Raw genomic sequence first — 10,633 nt, 5'->3', positions numbered from 1 at the left:
AATTATCTGATGTTGTCGGTGCGGTCAATTGGGAACTGGCATAGGTACAAACCCCAGCATCAGAATTTACATCAATTGGGTCTAAAGTCGCTATCGTTGGATTCTCTGCATCCAATACTGTTACTATCTGAGTAGAGGTATTGGTGTTTCCTGAGTCATCTGTTACCGTCCAGGTTACCGTATTAGCGCCAGAAACTAAACTTGCTGGACTTGCTACAACACTTGCAACATTACAATTATCTGATGTTGTCGGTGCGGTCAATTGGGAACTGGCATAGGTACAAACCCCAGCATCAGAATTTACATCAATTGGGCCTAAAGTCGCTATCGTTGGATTCTCGGCATCCAATACTGTTACTATTTGAGTATCCGTGGCAGTTAAACCAGAATTATCTGTTACGGTCCAGGTCACCGTTGTGTTTCCAATTGGGAAAGCCACCGGAGCATCATTGCTTGTACTTGCAATACCGCAATTATCAGCAGTGGTTGGCGTACCTAAAGTAACTCCTGCTGAAGCTGCTCCACATGTGCCGGCATCTACATTCACACTGATGGCGGCTGGTGCAGTTATCGTTGGAGGAATATTTTCAATTAAAGATATTTCTGCAGTTAATGAAGGCGCAGGACTTGCAGCACAATTCGTACTACCATCATTAAAAGAAACACTTTCAACATTATAAGTAGCAGTAGCATCAATAGCATCAACTGGAATTGAACAACTGCCGGCACCATCGGTCGTAACATTCACGCTCTTTGACACGCCATTATCATCATACCCAATAGAGTAAGCGGTACTAGCACTTAATCCGGAAACGGTAAATACAGGAGATGTATTTTTACATACTGGTGTTGAAACATTAAAACTTAAACTAGAGATATCAGGCAAAGAACTTACAATAACAGTCAAATTCGTTGCATTACTTCCCTCGCAACCGGATGAAGTTATTTCACGTATTTTAACAACATAAGTTCCAGGAGTAAGCCACTTATAATTTATATATTCATATTTATAATACAAATCTGATCCCGACATAACTGTGACTGGAGGATCTGCAAGAGTAAGAACATTACCTAATGAAACAACAGTTGATCCATCACTTTCGTATATATCAAAAAACAATTGAGAGCCATCAAGTCCATACCCCGTATAAGTTACTTCTTCGTTAACACATACATTCTGAGTAGCAACGAACGTAGGGAAATTTTGCCCCAACGCAGAATGCCCGAACAGGATGCTCAGGCTTATTATTAGTAGAAGTTTAATGTGTATAGTTTTAATCAAGCACTAATATTTATTATTATAAAATAAAAGAGAAATACCCCTATCCCTCACTATTAGTTGTGTTTAAGGTAATAAAAATAACATAAAATACAAATCAGCAATTAAGTTTTATTTTCAGAATTCAGCCCGAAATCTTTATGCTCACATAAATTTTTAACATATTGGCCGACAAAGATAACCATTGCTATAAGCTTATACAATCCATTCATCAAAATATATAATTATGGCAGTCTGAATTAAGACATATAATCTTCAATTTAGAACCATCCCTGTTTTAGTAAACGATTACAATCAAACTTCACAATAAACTGCACCTGCAAATTTCACTCTTGAAAAGTTAAAGATCATTTACAATTCGAATAGTCGTTACAAAACAAAACTATATATTATCTATAATCAACTCACTCACAAACACTATCAATTTTAACAACCCTATCCTTTTTTTCATAAAACAGGTCCACAATCAGCCATCACCCTAAACATTTAACATGTCTTTTATAAAAAATTAAACACTTCCGGAATACATTACAATTGATAACAGGACGTATTAATGTCTCAAATTTAAACTTTTTTAACACTTTCACAATAAACATGTCTGCATTAAAAAATCACAACATCTCAACTTAGATGTAACTTAATCAAATTACACAAAAATAAGCCCGTAATTCAGCAACAATTTATGTAGATCAGACAATGTGAAATAATTCCCTCCACAACGTTAAAACTTAACGATTATAAGAAATTTAGGATATCTTTGTCTTCTAAACAGATTAGGATGCATCACAATTCTTATTGATCGATGGCATTACTATTATTAAATCGACAAAGATGAAATATCAACATCTATTTTTTGATTTAGACAGAACCCTTTGGGATTTTGATAAAAATTCAGAAAAAACACTCCAACAACTATTCAGAGACTATAGTCTCCAAAATACATTTGGCAATTTTCTGTTTTTTAAGTCACGCTATGAATATCACAATAAAAAACTCTGGTTAGCCTATTATCAAAACCGTATAGAAAAAGAAGAGCTCTCGTACAGAAGATTTTATTTAACCCTTAAGGAAGCCGGACTTGATGATATTGATTTAGCAAAAGAAATAGCACAGGATTTCATAGACCTCAGTCCTCTTCAGACTGAAATATTTCCCAACACGCATAAGTGTCTGGAATACTTAAAAAACAAAAACTACCAACTTCATATTATCACCAATGGTTTTAATGAAGTACAAGGACGAAAATTACAAAACTCAAAACTCGAGAAATATTTTAGCCAAATTATCACATCTGAAAATGCTGGAGCCAATAAACCTCACGCTCAAATTTTCGAATATGCATTAAAACAAACTGGCGCAGAAATAGAAAAGAGCATTATGATTGGAGACGATCTAAGTACTGATATAAAAGGGGCTCGAGATATGGGAATGGATCACATCTATTTCAATCCTAAGAAAGCAAAACATGACGAGAAGCTAACTTTCGAAATTGAAAACTTAAAAGAGCTGATTGATATTTTTTAAGCCTATAAAAAGTTACCTTCGCCATTATTCATGAAATATTCCAACCGGACTAGGGCTTTCAACTACATCAACGGTTAAGATATTGGAATATGTAACACAACCAGCTCCCTTTCCTGCCTGACGTACAAAAAAAGTGCTTTGATTAATCGCTCCAATATCAGGTGTATAATCTAATTGATCGGCTCCGTTTATTAAAATCCAATCTGAAAGATCAGTTTCCGGATTAGAATTTAAAACTGTTGTATAATACCATTGGTAGGTAAATGTTGTCGGATTGCCAGAAGTTGTTGCAGGCGAGACACTTAGGAATTGCTCAGGTGAGTTCCCAACACAAATTTCCTGATCTTGTGAAACAACTCCCCCATCGAAATTTTCACCACAAATCGATTGGTAGATCGGGTTTGTCATCAAATCAATTTCACCACCGTAATTACAGTTGTTCTGATAATCAGTTAAACCATCATTACTGGCAGCACCATCACATTGCAATACAGGATAAAGATTTGGATTCAAATGATTACCATCATCCGATCCATCAATTGATCCCAAGATATATACATTGGATGGGTCTGAACTTGTAAAACCACCTTGATTGGTATCGGAACCTGTATGCACAAAATTACCTAGAACAATAAGGGTTCCTCCAGCATCAATTGTCATCTTATTTTCAGTCAGTAAATCACCTTCAACAATTAAAACACCCCCCGATTGAATAACAACATCAGAATTATTATCGACTGTCAGATTTCTCACCAAGAGTTTTCCAGTTCCGGTAATAGTAAGAAGATTTTTATTAAGAATAAGATCGGGATTGGTATCAGAACGACGGTCATCTACAGTAGAAATAGTAATCGGTGTTTGCCCCGGAGCAGGTAATAACGCGGCAAAAAGTTGAAATTCACAACTACAGAATACAACAAAAAAAAGAAGTATATAACTCTTCATAATATCTAAGTAAACAACTCAATTTAAGAATACTAAATCGAATATAAAAATATTATTAAATTAAACAGTAATAGTTGTTGGTTTATCATGACTCAATAGCACACAAAACACTGATTCTATCACATATATATAGATTTTAAAAAATTTCCTCATTTCTATAAATGGATAAAACTCAAACAAAAATGATCCTTTTTATTACTCATGAAATATTCCAACAGGTGAAGGCACTGAACCAACGTTTATAATCGTCGTTGCAGATATTTGGAGAACCGGATCTCCTGGCACTCCCCCATATTCAACAACATAGCCTTTAGGCTGATACGCACCACTGCCCCCTGCTATTGGCAAATCATTCCAAGATCCCTGAATACCAATACTATTATCAGTTATATGGACATAATCTTCTCCACCTGATCCAACATTATTTGGTTCTCCTGTATTCCAAAAAGCAAAATTAGGACTACTTCCGCCAACTCCTCCATTCCAAAATACAGTTCCAGCTTCCGGTCCTGTCATCCACATCCAAACTCCTTCTGTATTTTGATCACTACCGCCCAACCATCCCGCACCCGAAATTTGAGCTCCGGCCAAATCTGATTCTGCCTGAGATGAAAGCGTAGCCAGATACCCCTGCAAACCATAATATGTTCGTAAAGCGGCAGCATCTCTAGCAGCATCCCAACGTATTCCAATATTAGGTATAAACTCATAAAAATGGCCACTCTCAGCTAAATAATTAGCTTCTTCCAATGTAATTGAAAACGTTCTTTGACCAGCAGTGAGCAAACTACTACTATTTGAATATTGAACATCTAAAATGGCTGCCTCAAATTCAGTAAATGCAGCTGGTCCTGTTAATGTTAATCTCCCCGAAGTAACATCCCAGCTGCTTGTGATATTGGGATGCGTTCCCGTAATACTCAACAAGTCTTCACCATTCTGATATCCGGATGATATTTGAATTGACATGGCATTAAGTTGCGTATCACCAGGATCAGGATCAGAGATAGAAATGGATTCTGCTATGATCAAAGGCATATCACCCTGACAATAAGCTTGATTTCCAGTTGCAACAATTACAGGTGGAGCTGATGCTGAAATAACTTGAATTAGAGCTTTCCACCCAGCATACTGAACTGAATTATCAGAATGCCACTGAAAAGTCAAAGCCTCACCTGTCGAGGATATGGTCCCAGGAGAATTCGTACCACAATAAGTCCCTAATAAAGTGGAACTAACACTCGATCCATCAAAAATCTTTAACCAATCATAATTGCAATTAGACTGCACCTCTACTGAAAACGATTCAAAAACAACATCAATGGATGATCCTGAAGGCACATTAAAAGTTATCGTGTAATTTTTATTCTTCTTATAATTATTATTAAATCCATCATCATAAAAATAATCCCCATCCTGAACAGTTACCGAAGAAGCACTCCCAATAATGATATTTGATTGAGCTTCTAAATTTAAAGAGGAGGACAGGAGTATGAAGACAATAAGAATTGAATAAAAACCAAAAATACGACTAAGTCTAAAAGTTTCTTTCATTACATCGACTTTAGGTGGACTTAACAAGAGTACAAATACAACAATCTAAAATAGCATAAAAAAGAACATTAACAAATTAATTCATATCATAATAAGCGTCATAACAAGCAAAGGATTCAAAACAGAAGTTTATCTATATGGTTATTCTAATTGATCCATCTCCCGCTTTATTATTGCTTTTAGACTTAAATTCTCCTTTTCAAAACAGGTATAAGTTCGGGTATATTAAGAGTTGTTCCATATTTGATAAAAGGGATATAGGAAGCTAATTTGACGAAAAAAGATCAATCCCAGGAAACAAAAAAATTACAATTTCTAAATTTCAAACGGAAATTAGTTAAATAAATGTACAGCAATTCGACAAAATGAAACATTCAACTTAAACTGGATGCATTGAAGTATACACATCTCTTCCTTTTCTTTTGGAACGCCAAACTAAGCTAAACTCATCAGCCACATGGTTAGAACTCTAAAATTATACGCCTTCAAGCTATAAATCAAACAGAATCAGACATTCTATTCAAAAAAGATACCTATGGGTTTAGGTTTAGAATTGATCAAAATAGTTGCATTATCCAATAAATCTAGTTCACAAGCTCCTCTTGATGCTTTTACAATAATCAAATTATCCCCAACAAATAAATCAGATGCTAAGACTATAATATTCAAATTACCTCCTGTTCCGTTAACTGAACTTCCAAGTTGGCTTGCTCCTTCAGATAAAGAATAAGAAACTCCTAACTCACTATTTTGTATTGTAACACTTGCATCCTCTCCAACACATTTTATATCTCCTAAAACCGACAAGCTATTATCTGGCATACCAATTACCGTAACATTGGCATTACAAGTCGTACTATTACCATTTGAGTCAACAACCTTTAAACTTACAACATTGACCCCCTCATCACTACAATCAAATGTATTTGGACTTACACTCATGCTAGCAATATTACAATTATCACTAGAACCATCATTAAGATCAGAAGCAAGTATACTCGCATTTCCTGTTTCGTCTAGTTCAATTGTAATATCCTTACAAACAGCTACTGGATTTATTTTATCTTCAATTTCTACATCAAAACTACAATCAGCGATATTACCTGAAGCGTCTGTAGCAGTCCAGGTAATCGTTGTAGTACCTTGCTCTAGTTTAACGCCACCAAGACCAGATCCTGTGCCAGTGTTAGCTCCAGTTAAATTATAAGTTAAACTGCTTAATGAACAATTATCTGTTGCTGTTGCATCAAATTCATTTCCTTGCACAGTATAAAAACATTGACCTGAATCAACGCTTTTTACTGGGAGTGATGTTATACTAATATTATCCACATAATAGATACCAACAGAACTACCTTTAGTCACCCGTATCTCGAGCTCAAGTTTTTTTCCATTAAACACGGGACTGCTTACAATTTGATTGCCATCAGCACCATTAATTCTTTGAAAGAGTTGATATGTTCCTCCCAAATCAGCATCAACCCGAGCCCAAAATTCTATATATCCATCAACTGCACTACCTGCCCAAGAACTTAAATTAAAGGATACTTGCACACTATTTACTGCTGAAATATCAATATAGTTCGTATTCCATCTGACATCACTCCCTTCTTCAACACGCATCTCAAGCAAATTACCTATAACCGCAGCCTTATGGTGATATCCATAAACATAATACCCTTGCCAAGTTGTTCCATTATTTGTAGCCTGAAAAGTATAATCGGAATAACTATCAAAGTCTTCACTCCAAACTACATTAGGCGATAAACAATTTATTACTGGCACTTCCGAATCTCCTAAAGTTGTCACAGCTAAACGACTAGAACTTACACAGCCTGAGCTTACATCTCTTGATTCAGCATAATATGTTCCTGTTGATAAAACATCAGTATTATTTAAGGCCGTACCATTTGTTGATACTGCATACCAATCAATAGCATTACTCCCACTGCTGGCAACTAAACTAGCTATAGTTGCTCCTTGACAATAAGACTGACTCACTAACCCCGTTGGTTTTACTGGCAAGGAGCTAATCGACAGGTTTATTTCCGTACTAGTAACCGAACAAGCATTCTCATCTGTCACTATTACTTTAACAACATCGCCATCAATAAATGTATTTGAGGATAATTGATTACCAACAATACTATATTGAGCATCATTTACAAGCAAGTTCCCATTCAAGTAAAATTCATAAGTATACGCTCCAAAACCACCATTGGCATTGGCCGTCACAATAACACTCTCTCCTGCGCAAGCTGGACTTTTATTTACAGATAAGACAACACTTGCTTTATAAACAGTAAAAGACATATTACTCGCAACAGAATTCACATTTCCACACATATCTGCAATACCGGAAGCTTCTATACTAAGATTTGAAGAACCGACACTAGAAATCGGCCGATCTAAAATAAAGACATAAGCGACGCTTCCCTCTCCTCCGGAATCACAATTCGATGAAGTTATATCTATTACATTATACGAAACACCCCCAATTGCTAAGCTTACCTTATTTATATCAATACTATTGCAAGGCAGTATTTCTGTAAAGTTTACTTTTAACTCGTTCGAGCCATAACACGCTTGCACAACACCATCCAATTCGGGTGGAATATTATCATAAATAATTGCAGATCCACCTTGGTCAAAACTAATTGTATATCCATCCTTTTTCTCAGACCAATTAGAAACATACAGCATGTAATTATGTCCAGGCTTCACTAAAACATCGCCGTTCCATTGAGGACCATTACCTGTTCCCGGGCCATTACAATTGCCACTTCCTTGATTAGAATCCGCACCAGTAGGACCATTCCATCCATTCTGACCATACGTACTCCCACTCACAAACACTTCACTTGTAGTGATATCAACACTTGCTAAGTCTTCACAAGTCGTATTCGTCATATCAAAAATCACCCAATCGTAATCATTGGTATCAACATTTGGCGTTATACTAAATTTCAAGTTCGCATCAACAGTATTTTGTGGTGAAAAGGAATACCATATTCCATTTTTCTCTTCTGGAATACAATCCCCTATGGGCAATTCATTCAAAACTCCTCCAAGTCCAATTGTCTCTGGGGAAGGTTCTTTATAAACAGCATCACAAATGGTTTTTGCACCCAAACAATCTGCAACAGTAATATTTGATCCGGAATAATATCCAATGGTAAAATAGCTTGTTCCATTAGGAGGTGTGAAAGATGTAGAATATAAATCACCCGAAGTGTTGGTAAGAACATAAGTGTTGCTAATTCCATTTGAAACATCCTCATCATCATCTACTATTAACAAATAATCGCCAACAGCACTTGGATAGGAATTCAAATTAATCTGAATATAAGTCGTTCCAACATTTCCCGTTTTCTCCATCTTCCATTTACGGGCAACAGTTTGGTAGTCGCTATTATCTTGCCATGAAGAACTTGCTCCTGAATTGTCACCCCAAAGTAAATAATCACCATCTGCAAGGCCTGTTCTCGATGCATCCTGATTCGACTTTGTGAAATCATTGATCGTTGCCATCGTAACATCAGAAATGCTTGTGGATGTTGTGTTATTGGTAGAAGATACTTTTTGATGCAATGCATAAGGAGAATCAACTCGAGCGATACCAGCAATATTGTTTTGATATACGGAAGACCCACTCCAAATTTTTGCACCATCAGCATTCACATAATCAACCGGAGAAGCAGTGTCCCCAAGTGTAATTCCATATTTTATAGCCAGATAAGTTTCAATTTGTGCTGTATTAGTGATTGCAGATGACAATGCAAGCACTTCCGCTATTTCACCTGTATATGAGCGTCCAGAATAATAACCACCCAAATAATAATTACCTGACAAAGCCTGATAGCGAGTTAAATTAGCAATGTGCCACTTGGAATCATGCACCATATCTTGGGCAGAAAGGCCGTTAATCCGTCCCGTTCCACCTGAGCTCGTATTTACCCAATCGTCTGTATTATTGTTCCCTTTCCAAGATTGGTAAGGAGTGACCACAGGAGTCAATTCAGAAACACTATTTGACAAACGCACACCTTTATCTCCAGTAATTCCGACCAAGCCAGACAAATCTTTATTTGTAGCAGGAGTTTTGTTAACAACAACCAAAGTTTGAATGGAAGCTGCATTAGAAACTTCAAACTGTCTATCCACTCCGTTAAAATCTAGTACAGGATTAAAATTCAAACTATTATCTACCCTATAAACATTCCCACTATTATTAGCTGTATGTCCATTACCACTTTGATCTGTCCAAGAGGTAAGATTACCATTGACACCAGCATCTGCTTTAAACCAAAAGCCCTGACCTACAACACTTGGGACAACATTTAAAGTATAATCCTCCACTTCTCCCCAAATCGCCTCATCACAAGCGTCAGCTGAACCATCACCAATCCTAACTCTCATTCGAGTTTTTCCTATTTCAGCAAAAGAAGGAGGAGTTACTGTCACGCTAAAAATAGTAGAACCTGCAGATGAAGCAATCATCTCATTTAAATCGTCGAAATCACCGTCGTGATTCCAATCAACCCAAACGCCGTATACATCACTATCCCACCAATTACCATTCGTTATAGTTAATGTATACCCAACTTCACAAGTTACATTCGTTGATTGTGACGCATAATAAAAGTAACCTGACCAATCAGAGGTATTATCAATATCCCCAATCTGAACTCTACTGATATATTCATATTCAGAAGTTGCTTTAGCTGTACAATATGTTGGAGTCTCTGATGAAACTAAAGTTACAATTTCACTACCAATGTCATTCCATTTCCCAGAGTAACCAGTAGATGCTTGGTATACAACATAATAAGAACCCTCACCTAAAGCAGTAAACGACAATTGGTTAGTAGTCTGTACTATTCCATTCAAAACAATTCGCTTTTGCCCTCCTCCTAACCAATTTATTGTAATGCTTCCATCAGTACAACTAGCACAAGAAGGATCAATATGAGACGCTGTCTGCGCCAATAGAGAACCACTCAACAAACAAAAAAAGAAAATTATTAAAGAGAATTTTATATAGAGATTATTCATGAAGCACACTATTTTCAATCAAAATTTTTAAAATTGACAAAGAAGATTCAAAAATAGCAAAATTGAACACAATTTATTCAAGATAATCGCTTAATTTTCAACATAAAATTCACATTCTCCGACAAATAAGAATTATCAATAAAAAGAAGAGTATCTAATCCTTTAAAAATACCGGCAGTCTGAAATCATTAAATTAATGAACTCAATATTAATCACACAGTTATGCTCTGAATTACCTATTTTACAACATAAGGGCAATTAATCTTTATTAACTTA

5 protein-coding genes are annotated in these 10,633 nt (G+C 36.0%); 1 reads left to right on the top strand and 4 read right to left on the bottom strand.

What is annotated here, in order from left to right; genetic code table 11:
- Positions 1–1,282, bottom strand: a 1,282-nt coding sequence (locus tag EO244_RS16405; protein WP_129255772.1) for an HYR domain-containing protein, incomplete at its 3' end; no start/stop codon positions are given.
- A gap of 828 nt (positions 1,283–2,110) precedes the next feature.
- On the opposite strand from EO244_RS16405, the gene EO244_RS16400 reads away from it, so the two are divergent.
- Positions 2,111–2,803: a YjjG family noncanonical pyrimidine nucleotidase gene (locus tag EO244_RS16400; RefSeq protein WP_129255771.1), complete on the top strand. Its 693-nt coding sequence runs from the start codon at positions 2,111–2,113 to the stop codon at positions 2,801–2,803.
- 24 nt (positions 2,804–2,827) lie between these two features.
- On the opposite strand, the gene EO244_RS16395 is transcribed toward EO244_RS16400, so the two are convergent.
- The 3 genes from EO244_RS16395 to EO244_RS16385 all read right to left on the bottom strand — a co-directional run bounded on the left by EO244_RS16395 (position 2,828) and on the right by EO244_RS16385 (position 10,357).
- Positions 2,828–3,748, bottom strand: coding sequence for a hypothetical protein (locus tag EO244_RS16395; RefSeq protein WP_129255770.1), 921 nt, complete (start codon positions 3,746–3,748; stop codon positions 2,828–2,830).
- Positions 3,749–3,943: 195 nt separating this feature from the next.
- On the bottom strand, positions 3,944–5,302 hold the full coding sequence (locus tag EO244_RS16390) for a CUB domain-containing protein (protein ID WP_129255769.1): 1,359 nt from the start codon (positions 5,300–5,302) through the stop codon (positions 3,944–3,946).
- Between the two features lie 516 nt (positions 5,303–5,818).
- Entirely contained in the window at positions 5,819–10,357 is a 4,539-nt protein-coding gene (locus EO244_RS16385; RefSeq protein WP_129255768.1) for a GEVED domain-containing protein, read from the bottom strand.
- Between the last annotated feature and the right edge of the window lie 276 nt (positions 10,358–10,633).

The organism is Ancylomarina salipaludis, from assembly GCF_004122035.1.
In the GTDB taxonomy this organism is placed as follows: domain Bacteria; phylum Bacteroidota; class Bacteroidia; order Bacteroidales; family Marinifilaceae; genus Ancylomarina; species Ancylomarina salipaludis.
Note: the sequence above shows the minus strand (reverse complement) of the source record. Positions and strands in the feature narration are given on the sequence as shown.

Excerpts from the sequence above, each read along its gene's own strand:
- EO244_RS16400 (WP_129255771.1), top strand. The coding sequence starts at position 2,111 with ATGAAATATCAACATCTATTTTTTGATTTAGACAGAACCCTTTGGGAT.
- EO244_RS16395 (WP_129255770.1), bottom strand. The coding sequence starts at position 3,748 with ATGAAGAGTTATATACTTCTTTTTTTTGTTGTATTCTGTAGTTGTGAA.
- EO244_RS16390 (WP_129255769.1), bottom strand. The coding sequence starts at position 5,302 with ATGAAAGAAACTTTTAGACTTAGTCGTATTTTTGGTTTTTATTCAATT.
- EO244_RS16385 (WP_129255768.1), bottom strand. The coding sequence starts at position 10,357 with ATGAATAATCTCTATATAAAATTCTCTTTAATAATTTTCTTTTTTTGT.